Origin of the sequence: Streptomyces sp. NPDC088124 (genome assembly GCF_040685895.1) — a bacterium.
GTDB lineage: Bacteria > Actinomycetota > Actinomycetes > Streptomycetales > Streptomycetaceae > Streptomyces.
The window spans coordinates 36111-59841 of record NZ_JBFBJB010000019.1 but is presented as its reverse complement, the minus strand read 5'-3'; the positions used below and the strand labels follow the sequence as shown (position 1 = coordinate 59841).

Sequence of the window (23731 nt, the reverse complement as noted above, 5' to 3'; positions counted from 1 at the left end):
GCCACGGCGCCTCCCCGCCGCCTACTGCCGTACCAGCACGACGAGTTCGGCGTCGTACTCCGCGCTCCACGCGAACGGCAGCCCGTAGTGCGTCAGATGGGCCCCGCTGTACGTCTCGCCCGACGCTGCGTCGGTGTACCGGGCCGCCGGGTCCACGCCGCGCAGCCGGAGCCTGGCCGGGCGGCCGGGGACCAGCGGCGCCCCGTCGAGCCGGCCGGTACTGAGGGCGGTGACGACGATCCGGCCGCCGCCGGGCTCCTCGTACTGGACGCCGCAGGTGGCGTCGGCGGGGGTGTTCAGCAGCCGTGCCTCGCCGTGGTGGACGACCTCGCGGACCTCCTTGTAGCGGGCGACCCAGCGGGCGGCCTCTGCGCGCCGCTCCGCGCTCCAGGTGCGGATGTCTGCGCCGATCCCGAGGACACCGGCGCTCGCGTTGACGAAGCGGAAGCCGAGCGAGCGGGGGCGCGGGTCGAAGAGGCCGGGCGAGTCGGTGACCCAGGAGCTCATGGTGTGCGGGGCGTGGGCGTGCAGATAGCCGTACTGGATGGCGAGCCGGTCGAGCGGGGCGGTGTTGTCGCTGGGCCACACCACGTCCGTACGGGCGAGGGTGGCGTGCTCGATCCGGCCGCCGCCCGCCGAGCAGCCTTCCACGGTGACGTGCGGGTGGCGGGCGCGGAGGTGGTCGAGGACGCGCAGGTAGCCCGCGACGTGGGCGGCGTCGAGGTCGAGGTGCTCGGCGGGGCCGGCGCCCGGTCGGCCGCGTTCGGTCGGCGGACGGTTCATGTCCCACTTGAGGTAGCTGATCGCGTGGTCGCCGAGGAGCCGGTCGAAGGTGGCGAGCACGAAGTCCTGGACGTCCGCGCGGCCGAGGTCGAGCAGGAGCTGGTTGCGGACGAGCCGGGCGGGCCGGCCCTCGACCCGGTAGACCCACTCGGGGTGCCGGGCGTACAGCTCGGACCGGGGGCTGACGCACTCGGGCTCCACCCAGAGGCCGAAGTCCATCCCGAGGGCGCGGACCCGTCCGACGAAGTCGTCGAACCCGGCGGGGAAGGACACCGGGTCGGGGTGCCAGTCGCCGAGGCCGCCGGTGTCGTCGGCCCGGCCGGGGAACCAGCCGTCGTCGACGACGAAGAGCTCGGCGCCCATGTCCGCGGCGATCCGGGCCAGTTCGAGCTGGCTCTCCGCGTCGACGTCGAACCCGGTGGCCTCCCACGAGTTGTAGAGGACCTTGCGGGTGCGGTGCATCCGCCCGCCGGTGAGCCCGCGCTCGTAGCGGTGCCAGACCCGGGCGAGGCCGTCGAGGCCGTCCGGGCTGAAGGCGCAGGCGAGCTTCGGGGTGGTGAGGGATGCGCCGGGGGCGAGCCGTACCGCGCCCTCGTGGGGCAGCCGTCCGGCGCGGACGCGGACCGCGCCGCCGGGCTCCGCGTCGGTGGTGATGTGCCAGTTCCCCGGCCATTCCAGGGCGACGCCGTACGTGGGGACACCGGTGGTCCCGTCGGACGGCGCGGCGTCCTGGACGGCGAGCCAGGGCGCGTACGCGTGGCCGGGGACGGCCTGGGTGCTGGCCATCTCGAAGCGGCCGCGGGTCAGTTCGAGCTGGGTGCGCTGGAACTCCTGGGCCCACTGGCCGGTGAGGAAGGTGAGCCGGGCGCCGCCCGTCACGGGGATGTTCACGGCGGCGGAGTCGAAGCGCTCCAGGCGCAGCTCGTCCTCGCCGGTGCAGACCAGTTCGGCCCAGCGCAGGATGACGTCCGTGCCCGGGACGCTCTCGTAGTGGAGCGTCACCGCCAGCCCCAGGGTCTCGTCCGCGAAGCCGAGCCGCAGCGCCCGGTCCCCGTCCTGGGCGGCTCCGGTGAAGCGCCACCACACGCCGCGGTCCTCGCCGGGGCGCTGGGCGATCAGGTCGGCGCCGGTGAACGGCCGCAGCCCGGACGGGATGTACTCGGCGGGCGCCAGGTCGGCCGGGGTGACGAAGTGCGTACGGCGCGACCAGCCGAGCGGCGAGGGGCCGCTCTCCACGCCGTGCGGCCCCCAGGCCGTCAGCTCGGCCCACCGGCCCTCCGGGGCGAGCGCGACGGCGTAGGCCGTGTTCTCCGTCCGCAGGATCCACCGGCCGTCCGGGGTCCCGCCGGGCTCGCTTGTGGTGTCGGACTCGTGCATGGTGTCGGGCTCGTGCGTGGTGTCGGGTTCGTGCGTGGTCACGTGGCTGCTCCTCTTTCGGCCGCCCCGGCGTGCCGGGAGACCGCGAAATCATCAAGATTAATTGCTAATTAATCGCACTGCCGACCGGAACGAGTCATCCCGCTTGTCCGGTGACCCGTTCCGGCCGATTCCGATCACATAGGCTCGTCCGCGAGATGAACAGTAATCACACCCCCCTAGGCCCCAAAGCCGACAAAGAATCGGTTCGCCGGCACAATCTGAGCCTTGTGCTGAGGGCGGTACGGGACGAGGGCGAGACGACCCGGGCGGGGGTGGCGGCGCGGGTGGGGCTGACCCGGGCGGCGGTCTCCTCACTCGTCGAGCAGTTGCTGGAGAACGGATTCCTCACCGAATCCGGCAAAACCTTCAGCGGACAGGCGGGGCGGCCTGGCACCGTACTGAAGGTGACGCGTTCGGGACCCGCCGGCATCGGCGTGGAGATCAATATCGACTATGTGTCGGTGTGCGTGGTCGATCTGTCCGGCACCGACCGGGTACGGCTGACCGAGCACCTCGACAACCGGGGGACGGAGCCCGCCGAGGTGCTGGCCCGTGGCGCGCGGATAGCCGCGCGCACCCTGGAATCCGCGGCCGAGCAGGAGTTGCACCCGGTCGGTGTCCAACTCGCCCTGCCGGGGCTGGTGTCGGGGGGCACGGTGCGCCAGGCGCCGAACCTCGGCTGGAACCAGGTGCCGGCGCGGGCGCTGTTCGCGCGCGCCCTGGCCGGGCTGCGCCCCACGGCCCCCGGCCTGCCGGTGAGTTCGGAGAACGAGGCCAATCTGGCGGCGCTGGCCGAGCTGTGGTTCGGCGGCCCGGGACCGCTCCGTACGTTCCTCTACCTGACCGGTGAGATCGGCGTCGGCGGCGCCCTGGTGCTCGACGGTGAACTGCTGCGTGGGGCGCACGGGTTCGCCGGGGAGATCGGCCATGTGGTGGCCGACGCGGACGGACCGCTGTGCCGGTGCGGCGCCCGGGGGTGCCTGGAGCAGTACGCGGGCCAGTCGGCGCTGCTGCGGGCGGCGGGCATCGACGAGGACGCCGGGGTGCCGGGTGTGGCGGAGCTGGAGCGCCGGGCGCGCCACGGCGACCGGGCGGCCGTGGCGGCGGTCGAGCGGGCCGGCACGATGCTCGGCCGGGTGCTGTCGGGCGCGGTGAACCTGGTCGACCCGGACGCGGTCGTGCTCGGCGGGATCTACCGCGAGCTGATGCCCTGGCTCTCCCCCGCGGCGGACCGGGAACTGACGGCCCGCGTGGTGTCGGGCCTGTGGCCGCCCGGCAGCGGACGGCTGCGCGCGTCCTCCTCGGCGGGCGACGCGGCGCGCGGCGGCGCGGCCCTGGTGGTACGGGAGGTCCTGGCCGACCCGGTGGCGTACGTACGACGCGACCGGCCGGGCGGTACGGAGCACGGCGGGGCGGTCGGCACGGGCGGGACGGACCGGGCGCCACGGACGCCCCACGAGACCGACGGGGCCGACGGGACTGTCAACGGGGCCGGGAACGGCTGACGCCGGACAGCCCCCGCGGGGATCCGCCCGGCGTCCGCGCGCCCCGGCCGTCCTCCGGGTCGGCGCGCCCCGGTCCTCCAGGTCAGCGCGCCCCGAGCAGGTGGTCCATGGCGAGCTGGTCCAGGTGCTCGAACGCCATCCCGCGCGCCGCGGCCGCATCGACGTCGAACTCCTCGTACGCGGCGCGGTCCGCCAGCAGTCCGGCCACCCCGTCGGCGGCCGACGGCTGTGCCAGCTCGTCCACGCGCGAGGCGCGCAGCGCCTCCTGGACCAGCGGGTCGGCGCGGAAGGCGGCGGCGCGCTCCTTGAGGATCAGGTAGTTGCGCATGCAGCCCGCGGCGGAGGCCCAGACCCCGTCGAAGTCCTCCGTGCGCGGCGGCTTGAAGTCGAAGTGCCTGGTGCCGTCCCAGCCCGCGCTCTCCAGCAGGTCCACCAGCCAGAAGGCGGCCCGGACGTCACCGGCGCCGAAGCGCAGGTCCTGGTCGTACTTGATGCCGTTCTGGCCGTTGAGGTCGATGTGGTACAGCTTGTCCGCCCACAGGGCCTGGGCGATGGAGTGCGGGAAGTTCAGCCCCGCCATCTGCTCGTGGCCGACCTCCGGGTTCACCCCGAACAGCTCGGGGCGCTCCAGCTGTTCGATGAAGGCCAGGGCGTGGCCGACGGTGGGCAGCAGGATGTCGCCGCGCGGCTCGTTCGGCTTGGGCTCGATGGCGAAGCGCAGGTCGTATCCCTGCTCCGTGACGTAATCGCCGAACAGGTCGAAGGCCTCCTTCATCCGGTCGAGCGCGGCCCGTACGTCCTTGGCGCCGCCCGACTCGGCGCCCTCACGCCCGCCCCAGGCCACGAAGGTCCTGGCCCCCAGTTCGGCGGCGAGGTCGATGTTGCGCAGGGTCTTGCGCAGCGCGTAGCGGCGGACGTCGCGGTCGTTCGCGGTGAAGGCGCCGTCCTTGAAGACGGGGTGGGTGAAGAGGTTGGTGGTGACCATGGAGGTCACGATCCCGGTCGCGTCCAGCGCCTGCCGGAAGCGCTTGACGTGCGCCTCGCGCTTCGTGTCGGAGGAGCCGAACGGGATCAGGTCGTCGTCGTGGAACGTCACGCCGTACGCGCCGAGATCGGCGAGGCGCTGGACCGACTCGACGGGGTCGAGGGCCGGGCGCGTCGCCTCCCCGAACGGGTCCCTGCCCTGCCAGCCCACCGTCCAGAGACCGAAGCTGAACTTGTCCTCGGGGGTGGGGGTGAAGCGTTCCGTCATGCTCTGGCCGCCTTCGATACCTCAGGTCCGGCGTGCGCCGAAACCTTTTTGTTTCCTGACATGACTAATAATGCATGCCGGTCGCCGCGCGGAGAAGCCCCACGCCGCATCCCCGCACACTGCCCACCGAGGACACCGGCTCCCCGCCGGGGCGATGATCGGCGGGACGGTTCCCGTGCGCGGCGCCATCGCGTAATTTGTTCTCCCAACGTCCAAAACCGCTGCTCGGAAGAGGAACGCCCATGTCGCAGAGCCCGGTCGTGATCGGCGTGGACAGCTCCACCCAGTCCACGAAAGCGGCCTTCACCGACGCCGCCACCGGCCGGCTGCTCGCCGTGGGCCGCGCGCCGCACCGGGTGACCGGCGAGGGCGGGGCGCGCGAGAGCGACCCCGAGGTGTGGTGGGACGCGCTGCGCGAGGCGGTGGCGGCCGGGCTGAAGGAGTCCGGTACGGACCCGGCGGCCGTGACCGGCATCGCGGTCGCGGGACAGCAGCACGGCCTGGTGGTGCTGGACCGCGGCGGCCGGCCGCTGCGCCCGGCGCTGCTGTGGAACGACACCCGCTCGGCCCCGCAGGCCGCCGCGCTCACCGAGGCGCTGGGCGGCCCGGACGCCTGGACGGCGCGTACGGGCTCGGTGCCGGTGGCCTCGATGACGGCCTCGAAGTGGCAGTGGCTGCGCGAGAACGACGCCGCGGTCGCCCGGGCCGCCGCGGCCGTCAGGCTCCCCCACGACTTCCTCACCGAGCGCCTCTCGGGGACCGCGGCGACGGATCCGGGCGACGCCTCGGGGACCTGCTGGTACTCGACGGCGACCGGCGGGTACGACGAGGAGCTGCTGGCCCTGCTCGGTCTCGACCCCGCCCTGCTGCCCGCCGTCGCGCCCACCGGGGCCACCCGGGTCGGCTCGCTGACGGCCGGGGCGGCGGCCGAACTCGGCCTGCCCGCCGGGGTCGCGGTCGCCGCGGGCACCGGCGACAACATGAGCGCGGCCGTCGGCCTGGGCCTCGGGGGCGCGGGCCTGCTCGACCACCCGGTGCTCTCCCTGGGCACCTCGGGCACGGTCTTCGCCGCCACCCGTACCCGCCCCGGCTCCCCCGCGCTCGCGGGATTCGCCGCGGCCGACGGCACCTATCTGCCCCTGGCCTGCACCCTCAACTGCACCCTGGCCGTGGACAAGATGGCCGCGCTGTTCCGGCTCGACCGGGAGGACGCGGTGCCGGGCGGCGAGGCCGTCGTCCTGCCGTACCTCGACGGGGAGCGCACCCCGGACCTGCCGGCCGCGTCGGGGCTGCTGACCGGGGTGCGCCACGACACCACGCCGCAGCAGCTCCTCGGCGCCGCGTACGAGGGCGCGGCCGTCACGGTGCTGCGCGCGCTGGACGAGGTGCTGCGCGCGTGCGGGCTCGATCCGGCGGACCCCGCGGTGGCGGGCCGCCCGATGCGGCTGGTCGGCGGCGGCGCGCAGGGCCGGATGTGGGTGGAGACCGTACGGCGCCTCTCGGGCCGGCCGCTGATCGTGCCGGCCGGCGGCGAACTCGTCGCCCTGGGCGCCGCGGCGCTGGCGGCGGGCGCGGCGACGGGCGAGGACCCGGTGGCCGTCGCGACCTCCTGGGCCTCCGGCGCGGGGACCGAACTGGAGCCGGTGGAGCGGGACATGGAGACCTGGGAGCGGGTGGGCGCGGTGCTGGACAAGGCGGCGCCGAGCCTGCTGTCCTGAGAGCCCGTCGGGAGAGGCCCGCGTCCCGCCCCCGTACGCCAGGCATGACGTGCCCCGGTGCGCGCCGACGAGCGCCCCCGCACGCCCCTTGAGGGGGCCTCGGCCGCCCCTCTACGCTGCGGTCTGTGCGGGCGCGGCCCGCGTCGGGGAGGGGGACCGGCCATGTCCGACGCACCGTCCGGGGAAGGGCCGTACGAGAAGGCGGCGGCCGGCGCCGAGCCGCCGCGCTCCGCCGGGGAGCCGTCCGAGGAAGCGCTCCTCGAAGCCGTCCTCGCGTACGGCGGCGGCAACCGCCGGACCCGCCATCCGCACCGCGAACTGGCCGAGCGCGTCCGGGAGGTCGAACGGCACCAGCTCCTGCGCGCCCGGACCGTACGGTGTGTCGAGACCCGCGAGCAGGAGGACGCCGAGCATCACGGACCGCTCGATCTGTCCGGCCGCCCCCGCTACCAGGACGACGTGCGGAGCTATGTCCTCGCGCCGCCGGCGGACGCCCACGAGACGCTGACGCTGGAGCTGGTGCGCGAGGGCTCCGACAAGGAGATCATCTGCAGCTGCGACAACGGCCGGATCGCCTGTCCCGGCTGCCAGGGCAGGGGCAGGCGACCGTGCCCCGATCCGGAGACGGTCATCTGCCCGGACTGCCTGGGCGTCGGCTCCTGCACCCACTGTCCGGACCCGCCGCGCCGGGAAGGCCCGGCGCGGCGCCCGGGCACCGGGAGGCCCGCGACGGGCGGGAAGCCCCCGGCGGGCGGGAAGCCCCCGGCGGGCGGGAAGCCCCCGGCGGACACCGCCGCGCGGGCCCGCCGGAGCGAACGGAGCGAGGCACCGCCCAGGACCACCTGTGCCCGCTGCCGCGTCAAGGAGGCTGCCTGCGCCGGCTGCAGGGGCCGGGGCGTCGTCACCTGCGCCACATGCGGCGGCAGCAACGTCATACGCTGCGAGGAGTGCGACGGCTCCCGCCGGATCGACCACGCGCAGTGCGGCGGCAAGGGCAGCCTCGTGCGCTGGGTCCGGGGGGTCGTCCGGCGCAGGCCGTCCGTCCGCACCCTGACGCTGCCCAAGCAGAGCTGGCCCCGCGCGGTCCGTAACCGACTGGACACGCGCACGGCCGGCTGGACCGAGCTGACCACCGCGGGGAGCGACCCGTTCACCGTGCCGGACGGCGTCGACCGGATCCACCGCCGCTCCCTCGAAGGCCATCTCGCCCGCGAGCCCAGGGAGATCGCGCGCGAGGTGAGCGTCCGGAGTCTGCGCCTGACCCGGCTGAAGCTGCTGAACCAGCCGAACTGGGTCTTCTACGTACTCCCCGGTGAGCGCGGCCTCACCGTCACCCGCGTACCGTCCCGGCTGTTGCTGCTGCGCGCGTCGGGGGCCGCGGCGGGCGCCCTGACCGTCCTGGTGCTCCTGCTGGTCCTGCTCGGCTGAACCCCCGCGAACCGACAGGCTCTCACCCCGTCGCCACCCCGGCCGCCGCCAGCGACAGCGCCGCCAGCACCGGCCGGATCAGCGGATGCTCCTCCGCTCCCCGGCGTACGGCGGCGAAGACGCGGCGGGTCGCGGCCGGGCCCGCCACGGGGCGTACGACCGTGCCCTTCAGCTCCATGCCGCGCAGCGCCGAGCGCGGTACCAGCGCGACCCCGGCGCCCGCGCCCGCGAGCGCGACCACCGCGCGGAAGTCGTCCGAGGAGTGCGCCAGGCGGGGCTGGAAGCCGGCCAGTTCGCAGGCGAGCTGTATGACGTCGTGGCAGGGGTTGCCGGGGTAGGGGCCGATCCAGTCGCTGTCGGCGAGACCGTCGAGGGTGACCTCCGCGCCGAGGCTCAGCGGATGGGCGGCGGGGAGCACCGCGTCGAAGGGCTCCGCGTACAGCGCCACGCGCGAGAGCCGCAGATCGTCCTCGCGCGGGGCGCCCCGGTACTCGACCGCCACGGCGACGTCCGCCTCCCCGTCGAGCACCAGCGGCAGACTCTCGTCGCCCTCGGCGTCCCGGACCCGGACCCGGATGTCGGGATGGGCCCCGGCGAGCTGCCGCAGCGCCGGGGCGAGCACCTCCGCGATGCCGGTGGCGAACGCGGCGACCGTGACCTCACCGGCCGTGCCGCCCGCGTACGCGGCCAGTTCCGCCTCGGCGCGTTCGAGCTGCGCGAGGACCTGGTGGGTGTGGGCGAGCAGGATGTCCCCGGCGGCGGTCAGCCGCACGCCCCGGCCGCTGCGCGTCAGCAGGGCGTGGCCGGTCTCCTGCTCCAGCGCGGCGAGCTGCTGGGAGACGGCCGAGGGGGTGAGGTAGAGGGCGGCGGCCGCGGCGGTCACCGTACGGTGCTCCGCGACGGCCCGCAGGACGCGCAGCCGGCGGGGGTCGATCACACTCGCCATCCTGCCAGGTCGCCCGGGCACCGTCAGTCCTCGTTCCCCATGGCCTCCCGCGCGTCCACGAACGCCCGGACCGCCCGCTCCACGTCCTCGGTGGAGTGCGCGGCCGAGAGCTGCACCCTGATCCGGGCGCGGTCCATCGGCACCACGGGGTACGAGAAGCCGATCACGTACACGCCGCGCTCCAGCAGCAGCTCCGCCATCCGGCCGGCCGCCGCGGCGTCGCCGATCATGACCGGGGCGATGGCGTGGTCGCCGGGCAGTACCTCGAAACCGGCCTCGGTCATCTTCGTACGGAAGAGCCGGGTGTTGGCGTTCAGCCGCTCCCGCAGCCCGCCCGCGCTCTCCAGCAGGTCGAGCACCTTGATGGAGGCGGCGGCGATGACCGGGGCGAGGGAGTTGGAGAAGAGATACGGCCGGGAGCGCTGACGCAGCAGCGCGACGATCTCGGCGCGCGCGGCGACATAGCCGCCGGAGGCGCCGCCGAGCGCCTTGCCGAGCGTGCCGGTGAGGATGTCGACGCGGTCCAGCACGCCGTGCAGCTCGGGCGTGCCGCGGCCACCGGGGCCGACGAACCCCACGGCGTGCGAGTCGTCGACCATGACCAGCGCGTCGTAGCGGTCGGCGAGGTCGCAGATCTCGGCGAGCGGGGCGACGTACCCGTCCATGGAGAAGACGCCGTCCGTGACGATGAGCCGGCGCCTGGCGTCCTGCGTCTCCTTGAGCCGGGTCTCCAGCTCGGCGAGGTCGCGGTTGGCGTAGCGCAGGCGGCGGGCCTTGGAGAGCCGGATGCCGTCGATGATGCTGGCGTGGTTGAGGGCGTCGGAGATGACGGCGTCCTCCGGGCCGAGCAGGGTCTCGAAGACGCCTCCGTTGGCGTCGAAGCAGGAGGAGTAGAGGATCGTGTCCTCCTGGCCGAGGAACGCGGACAGCCGCCGCTCCAGCTCCTTGTGGATCTCCTGGGTGCCGCAGATGAACCGTACGGAGGCCATGCCGTAGCCCCAGCGGTCGAGCGCGTCCTTGGCGGCGGCGACGACCTCGGGGTGGTCGGCGAGGCCGAGGTAGTTGTTGGCGCAGAAGTTGAGTACGTCGCCGGGCGCGCCGCCCTCGGCGACGGCGACGGAGGCGCTCTGCGGGGTGGAGATCACACGCTCGGGCTTGAAGAGGCCGGCGGCGCGGATGTCGTCGAGGGTGGCGGACAGATCGTCCCGGACGGACCCGTACATGGGGGCTCCCTGTGCGTTCGTTCTGTGGGCTTCTGCGGCTACTGCGACTACTGCGGCTACTGCCGCTACTGCCGCTACTGCGACTACTGGCGGGCGTGCGCACGCTTCCGCGTGCTTCCGGCCCGTGGGCGGGGCGAGGACCGGGGTTCAGCGGGTCCAGTCGAGGATGATCTTGCCGCTGCGGGCGGTCGCCGCCTCGTCGAACGCGGCGTCGAACTCCTCGTATCCGTAGCTGCCGGTGATGACGGGGGTGAGGTCGAGCCCGCCTTCGAGCAGCACGGACATCGCGTACCAGGTCTCGAACATCTCGCGGCCGTAGATGCCCTTGACCGTGATCATCGAGGTGACGATCTTCGACCAGTCGATCGCGAACTCCTCGGCGGGCAGGCCCAGCATCGCGATCCGGCCGCCGTGCGTCATGTTGTCGACCATGTCGCGCAGCGCCTCGGGCCGGCCGGACATCTCCAGGCCGATGTCGAAGCCCTCCTTGAGGCCGAGACGGCGCTGTGCCTCGGCGATGCCGGTGCCGGGGGCGGAGACGTCGAGGGCGAGGGTGGCGCCGGCCTTGCGTGCCAGTTCGAGGCGGTACGGGCTGACGTCGGTGATGGCGACATTGCGCGCCCCGGCGTGCCGGGCGACCGCGGCGGCCATGATCCCGATGGGGCCCGCGCCGGTGATGAGCACGTCCTCGCCGACGAGCGGGAAGGAGAGCGCGGTGTGCACGGCGTTGCCGAAGGGGTCGAAGATCGCGGCGACGTCGAGGTCCACGTCGGAGCGGTGGACCCAGACGTTGGAGGCGGGCAGCGCGACGTACTCCGCGAACGCGCCGTCCCGGCCGACGCCGAGGCCGACCGTGCTGCGGCAGAGGTGACGCCGGCCCGCGAGGCAGTTGCGGCAGGTGCCGCAGACGAGATGCCCCTCGCCGCTGACGAGATCTCCGACGGCGATCTCCCGTACGGCGGCGCCGACGGCGACCACCTCACCGACGAACTCGTGGCCGAGGACACGGGGCGCCGTGACGGCCCCGCGGGCCCAGCCGTCCCAGGACCGGATGTGCAGATCGGTGCCGCAGATGCCGGTACGGGCGACCTTGATGAGCACGTCGCCGTCGCCGGTCTCCGGCTCGGGTACGTCCATGAGCCACAACCCCGGCTCGGCCTTCTGTTTCACAAGTGCCTTCATGGGGCGCCGCTCCCGGGGGTGATGGTGCTGGACGGTGATCGACTCCAATGTGCCGACCCGGGCCGCTCCGGTCCATCGAGGATTTCTTAAGCGGGTCCACAGCGCAGCTTCACACGGACGTCACGCGGCGGCCCGGGAGCGCCGCAGCAGCCGACGTTGGCGTGGCACGCGCCCGTCGACCGCGCTGACCTCGGCTTCTTCCAGGCCGTCCGGTACGGGGGCGTGCGCGGCGGGCGCCTCGGAGCACGAAGGCGTGCGCGAGGGTACGGGGCAGACCGCGCGCCGGGACAAGGCCGTTCGGGTGGTGCCGCCCCTCCGGCCCAGGCGGCGGCGCCCGCCACGGCGGACGCGGGTGGGGGCGGTCGCGGTCGCGGTTGCGGGCGCGGCTGCGGGGGCCGCCCGGGCGGTGTCCTCCGCACCACGGACGTCCGGTACGAGGGCGCCCGGCACGAGGACATCCGGCACAAGGGCACCCGATTCGGGGGTGTCCGGTACGAGAGTGCCCGGTTCAAAAGTGTCCGCCGCGGGTCCGCCCACCGCGGCCGTCCGCGTGAGCAGGACCACTCCGCGCGCCGCGACCACGGCGCCCACGAGCGCCGCGGCGATCCCGGGTGTGCCGCCCTGGAGCCCTTCGCCCAGCAGCACCAGCCCTATGACGGACGCGGCGACCGGATTGGCCAGGGTCAGCACCGCGAGCGGCGCCCCCAGGCCGCCCCGGTAGGCCGTCTGCGAGAGCAGCAGCCCGGCCGAGGCGAAGGCCGCGACGACCAGGGCCACCGCGCCCACCTGCCAGAGCGGCAGCGCGCCGGTGGCCCCATCGAGCTCCGTGGCGGCGACGGTGACTGTCTGGGTGAGGGCGGAGGCGACGCCGGAGATGATCCCGGAGGCCGCCGCGTGACGGAGCCCCGGGCGGGCTCCCGGCCTGGTCAACAGCGCGACCAGGGCCATCGCGACGCCCGCGACCGCCAGCGCCTGTGGCAGGGTCAGCGTCCGCTCGGGGGCCGCGCCGGCGGCCGTCAGCAGGATGACCGCGAGGCCGGCCAGGGTGAGCGCCGTACCGCGCCACTCGCCCCGGCTGACCCGCCGCCCCGCGCGGCGGGCGCCCAGCGGCACGGCGGCGACGAGGGTGAGCGCGCCCAGCGGCTGGACCACCGTGAGCGGGCCGTACGTCAGCGCCACGACATGGAGCAGCGCGCCGGTCGCGTTCAGCCCGACGGCCGTCCACCAGGCACCCCGGCGCAACAGCGTGACCAGGGGTGTTCCCGGCTCCGTACGGGCGGCGAGACGTTCCTGCGCGACGGCCGCGCAAGCGTAGGCGACGGCGGAGACGAGGGAGAGCGCCACCGCGACGGCCATCTCGGCGCTCATCGGGCCCCCTTGCGTGGACGGCACGGCGCCCTGGGACGACGTGGTGGCAGGCGGCGGGGTCGGCACCCCGCCGTATCGATACGCCAGTGTACCGATACGCATCCGTTTCGGTACACTGGCGTATCGGTACACTGCCGTACCGACGCCGAGTGCCAGAGGCGAGGAGAGACGATGACGACGCCCCAGCGCCGCTCCAAAATCACCCCGGAACGCGAACTGGAGTTGTACGAGGCGGCTCTCGACGTACTCAGCGAGAGCGGCTATGACGCACTGACCATGGAAGGCGTCGCCGCCCGCTCCCGCTGCGGCAAGTCCACGCTCTACCGGCAGTGGCGCACCAAGCCGCAGCTCGTCGCCGCCGCGCTGCGCGGTACGCGCTGCGTCAAGCTCGCCGATGTCGACACCGGTACGCTGGAGGGGGACTTGAGGGCGGCGGTCCGCGTGGCGGCGGTCGGCGCGGGACGCGACACGGCGCTGCTGCACGCACTGAGCCATGCCGCGTTCCAGAACCCGGAACTGCTGCTGGCGCTGCGGGAAGCCCTCATCGAACCGGAGATCGCGGCCATCGACGCCATGCTGGAGCGCGCCGTGGCCCGGGGTGAGCTGGCGGCGGACCACCCCGCCGCCGAGTTCGTGGCAGCCCAGCTCATCGGCGTGACGCGCGCGCGGCCGACGATGGAGGGGCGGTACGCGGATGAGGCTTATCTCACGCGCTTCCTGGAGGCCTCGGTCTTTCCGGCGCTCGGTCTGCGGACCGGCGCACACCCCTGACCGGCGGACCGTCGTTCCGAGCGGATGACGACGGTCCGCCCGCGCCGCACCGTGGGGACGGGCGCGGCGCACCCCCTGACGGTGGGCCCCTTCCACGGGAGGGGCCCACCGTCATGTCCGGACCCTCAACGGCACGGCGCGGACACGCCGTCAAGGAGCCTTGACGTCAAGCTGCCCTGACGGAAGACTCGGCCCATGTCCACCCCGGAGGAGCTGGAGAGACGCTTCACCCTGCGTACCGCCGTCGGGCGCTACGACGAGCTGCGCACCCGCGAGTCGCTGTACGCCCCCGCCACCGCTGACATGGCTGACGGCGCCGAAACGGATGACAGCGCCGCGCTGACCCGCGACGAGACGCTGGAGCTGCTGGCGCTGAGCGAGCTGATCGCCCGCAAGGCGGCGTACGGACGCCAGCTCTCCGTCCGGTCGGCGCGCCGCGCCGGCGCGTCCTGGTCCCGGATCGGAGCGGCTCTGGGCACCAGCAAACAGGCCGCCTGGGAGGCGCACAACCGCTGGATCGACGAGCAGGACGGCCGGCGGCCACGGACCGGCGCGATCGGCTGGGACGACACGGAGATCGCCGCCGCCCGGGCCCTCGCCGGTGCCCCGGACGACGCGCAGGACGACACCGACCCACAGGACGGCCGCCGGCACAACGACCGGGACAGCGCCCGGGACGACGACGGGAACCGCGCATGACCGACCCCGCCCCCGCCTCCCCCGGCCCCGGCGTGCTCACCCCCTTCACCCTCGCCGTACCGCAGCCGGAGCTGGACGATCTCGCCGCCCGGCTGGCGGTGACCCGCTGGCCCGCCGCGGCCACCGGTGCCGGCTGGTCCCAGGGCGTCCCGCTCCCCTACCTCCGGGAGCTGGCCGCGTACTGGGCCGACGGCTACGACTGGCGCGCCCAGGAGGCCGAGCTCAACGGCTTCCCGCAGTTCACCACCACGATCGACGGCGCCACCGTCCACTTCCTGCACATCCGCTCGCCCCGGCCCGACGCGCTCCCGCTGCTGCTCACCCACGGCTGGCCGGGCTCCGTCGTCGAGTTCCTCGATGTGATCGGCCCGCTGACCGATCCGCCGGCATCGGCCCACGGCGACGCCTTCCATCTCGTGATCCCCTCCCTCCCCGGCTACGGGCTGTCCGGCCCGACCACCGGCCCCGGGTGGGAGGTACGCCGCATCGCCCGGGCGTGGGCCGAGCTGATGCGGCGGCTCGGTCATGATCGGTACGGCGCGCAGGGCGGTGACTGGGGGCATGCGATCACCCTCGAACTGGGCCGTATCGACGCGGCCCATGTGGTCGGCGTCCACGTCAACACCCTGCTGACCCCGCCGCCCGACGACCCGGCCGTGGCCGCCGCGCTCGGCGACGACGACCGGGAACGACTGCGCCGTACGTCCGCCGCGTACGCCGAGATGTCGGGGTACGCACAGCTCCAGAGCACCCGGCCGCAGACCCTCGGTTACGCGCTCACCGACTCGCCGGTCGGCCAGCTCGCCTGGATCGTGGAGAAGTTCGGGGAGTGGACGGACTCGGCGGAGGTGCCGGAGGAGGCGGTGCCGCGCGACCGGCTGCTGACCAATGTGATGCTCTACTGGCTCTCCCGTACGGCGAGTTCATCGGCGCGGCTGTACTGGGAACACGCCCACGCCCCGCACACCCGCACCCCGTCCGGTTCCGCGCGCGAGCCGTACCCCACGCCGACCGGGGTCGCGGTCTTCGGCGGGGATCTCGCGCGTCCGGTCCGGCGGCTCGCCGAGCGGCACCACCCCGTCGTCCACTGGACGGAGTTCGACCGCGGCGGCCACTTCGCCGCGCTGGAGCAGCCCGGGCTCTTCGTCGACGACGTCCGGGCCTTCTTCCGCCGCTTCCGCGCGCGGTGCTGAACCCGGCCCGGCGGTGCGGAGACAGACCGGGTGCGTCCGTCTCCTCGCAGGACCGTTCATTGACGTACTGTCCCCGATCCGGAAACCTCCGGATCCGGTACGGTCCGGACACGGGCCGTGACGAAATCACCGTCGGGGACCCCGCCATGGGCTCCGGCCGGGGTGGGGTGAGGAGGCGGATGAAGGCGCGCGACGGCGCGGGGAAGTCCGTATCAGGGGGGCGTGAACCGCTTCCCCGACGGGCTTACCGGAATCCGGACCAGCTTGATCAGGACAGCTCACAATCAGTCAATTTCAGCCAGGCGCCGGATACATGGGCCGCTGTTGACGATCCGACATGGCCCTATACGCTCCCCTACGCCCCTGTCCCCCCGGCATCCCGCCTCGTCAGCGCACCGCGCTCCGCCCGTCCCGCATCTGGAGGCCGATCGTGACCTGTGTCTCGGAACAGCACCTGACCCAGCAGCTTCCGGCCGTACCGTTCTACTGTCCGGTTCCGCCCGCCCGGCACCGCGCGGGCGGGGAACTCAACGACCGGACCGTGCGGTGGATGCGCGGTCGGCGGCTCGACGAGGACGAGCGGCAGCTCAAACGTCTCGCCGTCTGCGACTTCGGCGGTCTCGCCGCGGCGACGATGCCGTACGGACAGCTCGGTCCCCTCGCCCTGATGGCCAAGTTGCACGCCGTGCTCTTCTCCCTGGACGACGCGGTGTGCGACGAGTCCGGGGCGACGGCGGACCGGCTGGCCCAGGAGACCTCGCGCATCATGCGCGCGCTGGAGGCACCCGACACCGGTTCGACGGGCGACTCGCCGCACACCGCCGCACTGCGCCTGCTGCGGCTGGAGTTGGAGGAGTACGCCTCGGCCCGCCAGCTCCGCCGGTTCACGGAGGCGATGCGCGTCTACACCTCGGGGCTGGTGTGGGAGGCGTCCTGGCGCAGCGATGCCCGGCTGCCGTCGCTCGACGACTACGTCACGCTGTGGATGCGGGCCATCGGCATGGCGCCGTCCACCGCGATGATCGAGATCGTCGGCGGCTTCTCCGTGCCGGACGAGGCCCTGCAGGACGCGCGCGTACGGGCCCTCACCGAGATCACCTGGACGCTGGTGAGCTGGGACAACGACCTCTACTCCCGCAACAAGGAGCTGGAGCGGGTGGGCGACGACCTCAATCTGATCGATGTGGTCTGCCAGGAGCAGGGGTGCGATCCGCAGCGGGCGCTCGTCCGGGTGGTGGCGATGCGGGACCGGATCATGGTCCTCTTCGACCGGCTGGCCGCGCAGGTCACCGAGGAGGCGGACGACGGCCTGCGGCGCTACGTTCGGGGACTCGCGCAGTTCGTCCGGGGCCACCTCGACTGGGCGTCGCTCTGCCCCCGTTACGCCGTGGCCTCGGGCCCGCGGACCCCGACCGGCGGATGGTGGAAGCAGCAGCCGGCCGACAACAGCCCGGAGCCGCTGCCGATCCCGACGATCGCCTGGTGGTGGGATCAGCTCGCCCCGGCGCACTGACCCCTCCCTTCCCTCTCTCTCCTCTCCCCTTCCCCCCTCCCCTTCGCCACGGCCCGGCAGTGTGCTCGTGCCCGCGCGGCCGTCCGGTCAGTACCCGCGCCACCAGCGGGCGACGGCCTGCCAGGCCCGCCGGGGCGCGCTGGTGCCCGGGCGCTGCTCAGGAACCGGAACGGCAACCGCTACCGGCACGGGAGCCGGAGCCGAAGCCGGAGCCACCGGGCCCCCGTCCGGGGCCCCGCCCCCGGGAGCCGCCGACGGCACCGCCGCGGCCGGAGGTGCCGAGGGCGAGCCCGGCGCGGCGCCGGGCGCGGGCGAGTCGACCTGCCAGCGCGGACGCGGTACGGAGGCCGTCGCACTCGGCGGTCCGGTGATGTCCTGGGGCGGCCGGGGCGCGAACGTCACCGGCAGCTCCTGCAGCTGACGCGACATCAACGCGGCCGACCAGCGCAGTTCGTGCTCCTCCACGGCGAGTTGCAGATCCGGCAGGCGCAGCAGCAGCGCGTCGATCCCGGTGTCGGCGATGGCGCGGCCGATGTCCTGGCCCGGGCACTCGTGGGGGCCGCCGCTGAAGGCGAGATGCGCGCGGTTGCCCCGCATGGAGGCGTTGACGTCGGGCCGTACCACCGGGTCCACATTGGCCGCGGCGATCCCGACGACCAGCGCGTCGCCCGCCTTGATGGGCTGCCCGCCGAGTTCGGTGTCGCCGACCGCCCAGCGGCCGAAGATGGTGGTGAACGGCGGCTCGTCCCACAGCGTCTGCTCGACCGCCTCCGGCAGGGTCATGTGGCCGCCGCTCAACTGGGCCCTGAACCGCGGGTCGGTGAGCACCATCCGCAGCGCATTGGCGATCAGGTTGGCGGTGGTCTCGTACGCGGCGATGAGCACGAGCCGCAGATGCTGGCTCACCTCGTCGTCGGTCAGCCCCGCCGGATGCTGGGTGAGCCAGGTCGCGAAGTCCTCCTCCGGCGCGGTCCGGCGCCGCTTTACCAGCCGGGTCAGTGCGGCCATCACGTACATGTTGCTCTCGTTGGCGGTGGCGGTGCCCTTGATCATGTCGCGGGCCGCCTGCACCAGCCGCTCGTTGTACTCCTCCGGCATCCCGATGATCTGCGCCATCACCATCATAGGCAGGTGCTCGGCGAAACTGCTGACGAGATCGGCCTGCCCGGCCTGGCAGAAATCGTTGACCAGCCGGTTGCTGTAGCGGTTGATGTAGCGGCGTACGCCCCGGTGGTCGATGCGTGCGATCGAGTCGGTGACCGCGCCCCGCAGCCTCTCGTGGTCCGCGCCGTCGGCGAAGACGCAGATGGGCTGCCAGGTGAAGATCGGCGCGAGCGGGTGGTCGGGGGGCGCGCTGCCGTCGTGGAGCGCGCGCCAGCGCCGGGAGTCCCGGGAGAACTGCGAGGGCGTACGCGTCATGTGGAGGTTCTCGCTGTGGCCGAGGACCAGCCAGGCGGGGACGTCCCCCTGGAGGAGCACGGGCGCCACGGATCCGTGTTCGGCGCGCAGTTTCTCGTACAGGCCCATCGGGTCGTTCTCGGCCTCGGGCCCGTACAGCCGGCGCAGTCCGGCCGGGGCGGGACCGTGCGGGGCGAAAACGTCCGGGCCGAAGCCGTCCGGGGACGGGGCCACGCCGTTCACCGGCCCGGCGGGCAGGCCGGTGGGGAGCAGGCCGCCGGCGTTCAGGCCGTGGGCCGGGCAGCCGGGGGGCGGCACGGCATGGCCGTCGGGACCGGGGCGCTGAGGGAAGGGGCTGGTCACGGTCGCTCCAGAGTCGGGGAAAGGACAGGGACGGAGAGTGAGGGAGAGAGGGCGCCGTGCGGGTCACCCGGGCGGCGCGGAGAGCGTGTGCAGGTAGCTCATCAGCGTCAGCAGCACATCGCGGCTCGACGCCCGCAGCCGCGCGTCGCAGTCGACCATCGGCACCTCCTCCGGCAGGTCGAGCGCGGCCCGCAGCGCCTCGACGGGGTGGTACGGGGCGTCCGGGAAGGTGTTGACGGCGACGACGAACGGCACGCCGCGTTCCTCCAGGCGTCCGATCACGTCGAAGCTGACTTCGAGACGGCGGGTGTCGACCAGGACCACCGCGCCCAGTGCGCCTTCGAAGAGGCCGTTCCACAGGAACCAGAAGCGTTCCTGGCCGGGGGTGCCGAAGAGGTAGAGCACCAGGTGTTCGGTGATGGTGATCCGGCCGAAGTCCATGGCGACGGTGGTGGCGGTCTTGCTCTCCACCCCGCGGTTGTCGTCCACCCCCACCCCGGCCTGCGTCATGGTCTCCTCGGTGGTGAGGGGCCTGATCTCGCTGACCGAACCGACCATCGTCGTCTTGCCGACCCCGAAACCGCCCACGATCACGATCTTCACCGCCGAGGTGGCCGTGGTGGGGAGGATGTCCTCGGCCCGCGGGCCGGTGATCGTGTCAGAGTTTCTGGAGTCCATGCATCACCGCTTCGAGAAGGGACCGGTCGGGAAGCGTGGCGCGGACGACGGGTGCGCGCGATTCGACCAGCTCGGTCGCGAGGAGTTCGGTCAGCAGCGCGGTCACCACGCTGAAGGGGAGGCTGAGATACGCGGAGATCTCGGCCACGGAGAGCGGCCGGTGGCAGAGCCGCATGATGGCGGCCTGCTCCGGCTGGACGGTCGGTGCCGGCTCCACCTGTGCCACGATCATGGTGACCAGGTCGAGCGGGGCCCGTTCGGCGCCGTCCGGGCCGCCGGTGATCACATAGAGCCGTTCGGGGTCTCCCACGTCCCCTTCCGGCTGTCGGCGTTCACGTCGGGGAGGCGGGGTCATCCGGCCTGCCCGTCATGGCGCGGCGGACTGGTGAGATGGGCTCCGATCCGGACCACCATGTCCCGCATCCGGGCGCCGACGAGCCCCGCGTCCACCGTGTCGTCGGCGAGGACCGCGAGATACGCGCCCGCTCCCGCCTCCATCAGATAGAAGAAGCCGCCTCCGACCTCGATGACGACGAGCCGCATCCGGCCGTCGCTCAGCGGGATCTCGGCGGCGACGGCGGCGGCCAGGCTCTGGAGCCCGGCGCAGGCCGCCGCGAGCCGGTCGGCCACGTCCGGGTCGCCGCCGTGCCGGGCGATCCTGAGCCCGTCGGCGGAGAGCACCACGATCTGCTGGATCTGCGGCACGCCGTCGGCGAGTTCCTTGAGCATCCAGTCCATGTTCGCCCGCTGCTGGATCACTTCAGATCTCCCTTGCCCCGCACATCGTCGGATTCACCGTGGTCGCCGGTCCGGCCCGGCGACTCGCCTGTTCCGGCCGCGGGCTCCCCGGGGGTGCCGTTGACCGCCTTCGTGAACGCTTCGAGCCAGATGCCGGGTCCGGGCTTCTGCTCCGGCGTACGGTCACCGGCTCCGGCTGCGGCGCCTCCGACTCCCGGGCCGTCTGCGGCTCCGGGGCCGATCCCGTTTCCGGGGCCGATCCCACGTCCGGGGCCGATCCCACGTCCGGGGCCGATCCCGTCGCGGTCGTGGGCGCGGCCGTTCGCGGCACCGTTCGCCGTGCCGTTGGCACCGCCGTTCAGCGGGGCGCCCGGCTGGTCGCCCGCCCGGCCGCCGCCCCCGTACCCGGCTCCCTGGAGGCCGAGATTGTGCGAGCCGAGCGGGGCGCGGCCCCGGCTGCGGCGCTGGGGCAGTCCGTTCTCCGTCCACTCCGTCACCACCGGCACGTCGTCCTCCCCCACCGTCGCGACCGGGGCCGGGCGCCGGGGGCCGGTGACCGGCCGGGGCACCCGGTTGGCGGGGCGCAGCACATCCTTCGTGGGCAGGTCCGACACGCTGCCGCGGGGCAGCGCCGAGGCGCCGATGCCGTGGGCGATCCCGGGTGCGGGACCGGTGGTGATGATGGAGCGCGGCACGATGAGGACGGCGCGGACGCCGCCGTACGCCGACTGCCGCAGCGAGACCTGGAGGTGGTACATCTGGCAGAGCCGCCCGACCACGGCCATGCCGAGCCGGGGGGTCTCGCCGAGGTCGTTGAGGTCGATACCGGCCTGGGCGCGCGCGAGCATGCGCTCGGCGCGGGCCCGCGCCTCCTCGCTGAGGCTGACGCCACCGTCCTCGATCTCGATGGCGATCCCCGTCTGTACCTCGACCGCGGTGACATGGACGCGGGTCTGCGGCGGTGAGTAGCGGGTGGCGTTGTCGAGGAGTTCGGCGCAGGCGTGGATGAGCGGTTCGACGGCGGTGCCGATGATCGCGACCTTGGAGATGGAGTGCAGGTCGACGCGCTGGTACTCCAGGATCCGGGACATCGCCCCGCGCAACACGCTGAACAGCGGTACGGGGCGGGGCCATTGGCGGCCGGGCCGGGCCTTGCCGAGGACGGTGATGGAGTCGGCGAGCCGGCCGATCAGCGCGGTGCCGTGGTCGATCCGCAGCAGGTCGTCGAAGACCTCGGGGTTGCGGCCGTGCGCGTCCTCCATCTCGCGTAGCTCACTGGCCTGTTGGTGTACGAGCGACTGGACGCGGCGCGCGATGTTCACGAAGGAGCGCTGCGCGGACTCGCGCATGGCCTCCTCGTCGTCGACGATCTGGAGCACGTACTTGAGCAAGGCCCGCTGGGCGGCGGGCAGTTCGCGGTAGCGCTCGTCGCCGTCGACGACGACGCGGATCACCTCGTCGGGTGATTCGCCCTGGCGGAGCCGGTGGACCGCGGCGGGCACCAGCTCCTTGCCGAGCCGGACGTTCTCCTCGTCGTGCTGCGCGAGGCGGCCCTCCAGCAGGGAGATCCGGTACGCGTAGTGCTCGTGGAGCACGCTGACCGCCCGCCGCCTGCGCGCCAGTTCCCCGGCGCACCAGCCGACGACGACCAGGGACCCGGCGCCGTACAGCGCGAGCGGTATCCGGGCGGAGTCCTCGACGAGGACCACCATGAGGGTGGTCGCCGCGGTGACGAGGAGGACGGGGAGGAGCAGCGCGCGGAATCCCGGTGGTGTCTGTTCCTTGGGTGGTGACTGTTCCTTGGGTGGTGCTTCAAGACGAACCATGTAAGCCCTCTGGCGGTCGATTCAGGTCGGTTTTCGAACAATCAAGGAACCTGGGAACAAGTGCCTGATTACGTATCAACTCGGCGCGTAACGCGAGAGCCTAACCCGGCCCGTTCGGCACTTCGGCGTATTCGCGCAACCTCATGCACAGGCGCCCCACGGAGGAATAGACTTCGCCGATTTGCACGCTGTGCAGCCTTGACGGCACAAAGGGTGACCACATCAGTGCGCGCGACGAACACCCGCCCGAAGGCGCGGTGCGGGCAGGCGTCCCGTCAGAGCGCCCCGTCGCCGCGCTTGGCGAGCTGGATCTGCTCGTACACCCGTGTGCGCAACTCCGCGAAGCACGGGGCGACCCGTGTCCGGAGCTGGTCCCGCTCCGCCGGGAGGTCGATCTTCACCTGTTCCTGTACGACGGTCGGCGAGGCGGAGAGGATCAGCACCCGCTCCCCCAGATAGACGGCCTCGTCGATGTCGTGGGTGACGAACAGGATGGTCATGCCGCGCTCGCGCCAGAGGCGCCGTCCGAGCCGTTCGAATCGCTCCCGCCGCAGGCGGTTGCGGTGACCAGGAACGCGGCCGCGATGACCGCGACGGACAGTCGGCGCATGGAAACCCTCCTTCGACGGACGGCACTTCCGGCGGACTGTGCGCAGCCCGCACAACAATTCCCAGCGGGAACATGGGGGCAGCCGCCGTCACGGGTCAACGGTCGTGCAGCGTCCTCACCAACTGGGGCGTACAAGGGAGTTGGGGCTCAGATGTGGAAACCGCCGGTCGTCCGGGGCGTTGTTGACAGCCGTCGGACCCGGCTCCTAGCGTGCGCATCACGCACACCGGTACGCGGATCACCCCTGACACACAGCGGATCGCCCCTGAGACACAGCGGATCGCCCAAGACACACCTCAGGGTCGACGGAGGCAACTGATGAGTGCTGCCCAGGCACGTGAACCCCACTTCGTCCAGTCCTTCGAACGGGGACTGTCGGTGATCCGCGCCTTCGACGCGCACCATCCGGAGCTGACGCTCAGCGAGGTGGCCCGCCTCTGCGGCCTCACCCGGGCCGCCGCGCGCCGGTTCCTGCTGACGCTCGCCGATCTCGGCTATGTCCACACGGACGGGCGGCTGTTCCGGCTCAGCCCCCGCGTCCTCGAACTGGGGTACTCCTACCTCTCCAGCTTCTCGCTGCCCGAGATCGCCGAGCCGCACCTCGAACGGCTGGTCGCCGAGGTGCGCGAGTCGTCCTCGCTCTGCGTGCTGGACGGCGACGCCATCGTCTACGTGGCCCGGGTCCCGGTGAGCCGGATCATCACGGCGTCGATCACCGTCGGCACCCGCCTCCCCGCCCACGCCACCTCGGTCGGGCGGGTACTGGTCGCCTTCCTCCCCGAGGAGGAGCGCGACACCCGGCTCAAGGGCGCCGAGCCGGCCGCCCTCACCCCGTACACCATCGTCTCCGTCGATCTGCTGCGCGCGGAGCTGGAGCGGGTACGGCGCCAGGGGTACGCCGTCGTCGACCAGGAGCTGGAGGAGGGCCTGCGCTCGGTCGCCGTGCCCGTACGGGACCGGACCGGCACGGTGGTCGCCGCGGTCAACGTCCCGGTCCACGCGAGCCGGCACTCGGCCGAGTCGGTACGCCGCGACCTGCTGCCCCCGCTCCTCGCCACGGTGGCCCGGATCGAGGCCGACCTGCGGGTGGTGGCACCGCGGAGATGAGCGGGGTGGCG

18 protein-coding genes and 2 pseudogenes are annotated in these 23731 nt (G+C 73.2%); 8 read left to right on the top strand and 12 right to left on the bottom strand.

All coding sequences use genetic code 11. From position 1 onward, the window contains the following. Positions 1-21: 21 nt before the first annotated feature. On the bottom strand, positions 22-2160 hold the full coding sequence (locus AB0P17_RS17635; RefSeq protein ID WP_365812016.1) for an alpha-galactosidase: 2139 nt from the start codon (positions 2158-2160) through the stop codon (positions 22-24). A gap of 197 nt (positions 2161-2357) precedes the next feature. Here AB0P17_RS17635 and AB0P17_RS17630 point away from each other — a divergent pair. Continuing rightward, positions 2358-3575: pseudogene (locus tag AB0P17_RS17630) on the top strand (ROK family protein); the annotation flags it as partial. Between the two features lie 214 nt (positions 3576-3789). On the opposite strand, the gene xylA reads toward AB0P17_RS17630, so the two are convergent. Beyond that, positions 3790-4959 (bottom strand): xylose isomerase, encoded by a 1170-nt coding sequence (gene xylA / locus AB0P17_RS17625; RefSeq protein WP_365811873.1) that lies wholly within the window; start codon positions 4957-4959, stop codon positions 3790-3792. Between the two features lie 242 nt (positions 4960-5201). Between xylA and xylB the strand changes: the two genes are divergently transcribed. Next, a complete protein-coding gene (xylB, locus tag AB0P17_RS17620; RefSeq protein ID WP_365811872.1) occupies positions 5202-6677 on the top strand; it encodes a xylulokinase in 1476 nt (491 codons plus the stop codon). 162 nt (positions 6678-6839) lie between these two features. Further along, positions 6840-8105, top strand: a complete 1266-nt coding sequence (locus AB0P17_RS17615) for a hypothetical protein (RefSeq protein ID WP_365811870.1) — start codon at positions 6840-6842, stop codon at positions 8103-8105. A gap of 22 nt (positions 8106-8127) precedes the next feature. On the opposite strand, the gene AB0P17_RS17610 is transcribed toward AB0P17_RS17615, so the two are convergent. The 4 genes from AB0P17_RS17610 to AB0P17_RS17595 form a co-directional block, all read right to left on the bottom strand. After that, a complete protein-coding gene (locus AB0P17_RS17610; RefSeq protein WP_365811868.1) occupies positions 8128-9042 on the bottom strand; it encodes a LysR substrate-binding domain-containing protein in 915 nt (304 codons plus the stop codon). A gap of 32 nt (positions 9043-9074) precedes the next feature. Next, positions 9075-10274: a glycine C-acetyltransferase gene (locus AB0P17_RS17605; protein WP_365811866.1), complete on the bottom strand. Its 1200-nt coding sequence runs from the start codon at positions 10272-10274 to the stop codon at positions 9075-9077. Positions 10275-10421: 147 nt separating this feature from the next. After that, positions 10422-11456 (bottom strand): L-threonine 3-dehydrogenase, encoded by a 1035-nt coding sequence (tdh, locus tag AB0P17_RS17600; RefSeq protein WP_365811865.1) that lies wholly within the window; start codon positions 11454-11456, stop codon positions 10422-10424. A 120-nt stretch (positions 11457-11576) separates the two neighbouring features. Further along, entirely contained in the window at positions 11577-12824 is a 1248-nt protein-coding gene (locus tag AB0P17_RS17595; protein WP_365811864.1) for a DMT family transporter, read from the bottom strand. Between the two features lie 171 nt (positions 12825-12995). Here AB0P17_RS17595 and AB0P17_RS17590 point away from each other — a divergent pair, with 171 nt between their 5' ends. The 4 genes from AB0P17_RS17590 (at position 12996) to AB0P17_RS17575 (ending at position 17000) form a co-directional block, all read left to right on the top strand. Then, positions 12996-13595 (top strand): TetR/AcrR family transcriptional regulator, encoded by a 600-nt coding sequence (locus tag AB0P17_RS17590; protein WP_365811862.1) that lies wholly within the window; start codon positions 12996-12998, stop codon positions 13593-13595. A 195-nt stretch (positions 13596-13790) separates the two neighbouring features. After that, positions 13791-14294 carry a hypothetical protein gene (locus tag AB0P17_RS17585; protein ID WP_365811860.1) on the top strand — a complete coding sequence of 168 codons (504 nt, stop codon included), beginning with the start codon at positions 13791-13793 and terminating at the stop codon, positions 14292-14294. Continuing rightward, positions 14291-15487, top strand: a complete 1197-nt coding sequence (locus tag AB0P17_RS17580) for an epoxide hydrolase family protein (protein WP_365811857.1) — start codon at positions 14291-14293, stop codon at positions 15485-15487. Before AB0P17_RS17585 ends, AB0P17_RS17580 begins: the two co-directional genes overlap by 4 nt. A 430-nt stretch (positions 15488-15917) precedes the next feature. Next, positions 15918-17000, top strand: a complete 1083-nt coding sequence (locus AB0P17_RS17575; RefSeq protein WP_365811855.1) for a hypothetical protein — start codon at positions 15918-15920, stop codon at positions 16998-17000. 87 nt (positions 17001-17087) lie between these two features. On the opposite strand, the gene AB0P17_RS17570 is transcribed toward AB0P17_RS17575, so the two are convergent. The 6 genes and pseudogenes from AB0P17_RS17570 to AB0P17_RS17545 form a co-directional block, all read right to left on the bottom strand. Continuing rightward, positions 17088-18566, bottom strand: coding sequence for a cytochrome P450 (locus tag AB0P17_RS17570; protein ID WP_365812015.1), 1479 nt, complete (start codon positions 18564-18566; stop codon positions 17088-17090). Positions 18567-18824: 258 nt separating this feature from the next. Further along, the gene (locus AB0P17_RS17565; RefSeq protein ID WP_365811853.1) at positions 18825-19439 is read right to left on the bottom strand and encodes an ATP/GTP-binding protein; all 615 of its coding nucleotides are present in this window, start codon (positions 19437-19439) and stop codon (positions 18825-18827) included. Next, positions 19420-19794, bottom strand: coding sequence for a DUF742 domain-containing protein (locus tag AB0P17_RS17560; RefSeq protein ID WP_365811851.1), 375 nt, complete (start codon positions 19792-19794; stop codon positions 19420-19422). Before AB0P17_RS17560 ends, AB0P17_RS17565 begins: the two co-directional genes overlap by 20 nt. Beyond that, positions 19791-20198 carry a roadblock/LC7 domain-containing protein gene (locus AB0P17_RS17555; RefSeq protein ID WP_365811849.1) on the bottom strand — a complete coding sequence of 136 codons (408 nt, stop codon included), beginning with the start codon at positions 20196-20198 and terminating at the stop codon, positions 19791-19793. Before AB0P17_RS17555 ends, AB0P17_RS17560 begins: the two co-directional genes overlap by 4 nt. After that, positions 20195-22003 carry an ATP-binding protein gene (locus AB0P17_RS17550; RefSeq protein ID WP_365811847.1) on the bottom strand — a complete coding sequence of 603 codons (1809 nt, stop codon included), beginning with the start codon at positions 22001-22003 and terminating at the stop codon, positions 20195-20197. Before AB0P17_RS17550 ends, AB0P17_RS17555 begins: the two co-directional genes overlap by 4 nt. Before the next feature lie 275 nt (positions 22004-22278). Next, a pseudogene (locus tag AB0P17_RS17545) lies at positions 22279-22521 on the bottom strand (ABC transporter ATP-binding protein); the annotation flags it as partial. A gap of 410 nt (positions 22522-22931) precedes the next feature. On the opposite strand from AB0P17_RS17545, the gene AB0P17_RS17540 reads away from it, so the two are divergent. Further along, a complete protein-coding gene (locus AB0P17_RS17540) occupies positions 22932-23720 on the top strand; it encodes an IclR family transcriptional regulator C-terminal domain-containing protein (RefSeq protein WP_365811845.1) in 789 nt (262 codons plus the stop codon). Positions 23721-23731 lie beyond the last annotated feature (11 nt).

Coding starts and splice junctions, on each gene's coding strand:
- AB0P17_RS17635 (WP_365812016.1), bottom strand. CDS start 2,160: ATGCACGAGTCCGACACCACAAGCGAGCCCGGCGGGACCCCGGACGGC.
- AB0P17_RS17565 (WP_365811853.1), bottom strand. CDS start 19,439: ATGGACTCCAGAAACTCTGACACGATCACCGGCCCGCGGGCCGAGGAC.
- AB0P17_RS17590 (WP_365811862.1), top strand. CDS start 12,996: ATGACGACGCCCCAGCGCCGCTCCAAAATCACCCCGGAACGCGAACTG.
- tdh (WP_365811865.1), bottom strand. CDS start 11,456: ATGAAGGCACTTGTGAAACAGAAGGCCGAGCCGGGGTTGTGGCTCATG.
- AB0P17_RS17550 (WP_365811847.1), bottom strand. CDS start 22,003: ATGGTTCGTCTTGAAGCACCACCCAAGGAACAGTCACCACCCAAGGAA.
- AB0P17_RS17585 (WP_365811860.1), top strand. CDS start 13,791: ATGTCCACCCCGGAGGAGCTGGAGAGACGCTTCACCCTGCGTACCGCC.
- xylA (WP_365811873.1), bottom strand. CDS start 4,959: ATGACGGAACGCTTCACCCCCACCCCCGAGGACAAGTTCAGCTTCGGT.
- AB0P17_RS17615 (WP_365811870.1), top strand. CDS start 6,840: ATGTCCGACGCACCGTCCGGGGAAGGGCCGTACGAGAAGGCGGCGGCC.
- AB0P17_RS17560 (WP_365811851.1), bottom strand. CDS start 19,794: ATGACCCCGCCTCCCCGACGTGAACGCCGACAGCCGGAAGGGGACGTG.
- AB0P17_RS17595 (WP_365811864.1), bottom strand. CDS start 12,824: ATGAGCGCCGAGATGGCCGTCGCGGTGGCGCTCTCCCTCGTCTCCGCC.
- AB0P17_RS17580 (WP_365811857.1), top strand. CDS start 14,291: ATGACCGACCCCGCCCCCGCCTCCCCCGGCCCCGGCGTGCTCACCCCC.
- xylB (WP_365811872.1), top strand. CDS start 5,202: ATGTCGCAGAGCCCGGTCGTGATCGGCGTGGACAGCTCCACCCAGTCC.
- AB0P17_RS17605 (WP_365811866.1), bottom strand. CDS start 10,274: ATGTACGGGTCCGTCCGGGACGATCTGTCCGCCACCCTCGACGACATC.
- AB0P17_RS17540 (WP_365811845.1), top strand. CDS start 22,932: ATGAGTGCTGCCCAGGCACGTGAACCCCACTTCGTCCAGTCCTTCGAA.